Annotated in this window: 1 pseudogene; it reads left to right on the top strand. The window is 75.0% G+C overall.

Annotated elements, in window-relative coordinates:
* A pseudogene (locus D180_RS19565) lies at window positions 1-696 on the top strand (exodeoxyribonuclease V subunit gamma); the annotation flags it as partial.

Here is a 696-nt window from a genome sequence, read left to right as displayed (position 1 = left end):
GCTCGATCGCCACCAGGCCGCGCTGGCCGAGCCGATGCCGCCGGCGCAGTGGCGCGAAGTGCTGCTGGGCCTGCTCGAGGCGCTGCTGCCGCAGAGTCCGTCGGCACCGCGCCAGCAGCGCGCGCTGGAGCGCTTGCGCGCGCTGATCGACCAGTTCGCCCGCGACGCCGCCCGCGCCGACTACGCCGACGCGGTGCCGGCCGAAGTGGTCCGCGCGCACTTCGCCGCGGTGCTGGGCGAATCGGACACGCGCGCGCCGCTGCTCACCGGCGGCATCAGCTTCGGCCGCATGGTGCCGATGCGGCTGCTGCCGTTCCGGGTCATCTGCCTGCTGGGCATGAATGATGGAGACTTCCCGCGCCGCGATCCGGCCGCCGGGCTCAACCGCCTCACCGCCGAACTGGGCACCACCCGCCGCCGCCACGGCGACCGTTCGACGCGCGAGGACGACCGCTTCCTGTTCCTGCAGCTGTTCGCCTCGGCGCAGGAGGTGTTCTACCTGAGCTACCTGGGCGCCGACGCGCGCGACGGCAGCGTGCGCGAACCCTCGCCGCTGGTCGGCGAACTGCTGGCCTGCGCCGCCCAGTACCACGCCGATCCGGCCGCGGCCACGGCGCTGGTCGTGCGGCATCCGCTGCAGCCGTTCGCCGCCGCCGCGTTCGGCGCCACCGGTGCCGAGGATGCCGACCCGCGCCG

This window comes from Xanthomonas sp. SHU 166, assembly GCF_000364685.1.
Classification (GTDB): domain Bacteria; phylum Pseudomonadota; class Gammaproteobacteria; order Xanthomonadales; family Xanthomonadaceae; genus Xanthomonas_A; species Xanthomonas_A sontii.
Note: the sequence above shows the minus strand (reverse complement) of the source record. Positions and strands in the feature narration are given on the sequence as shown.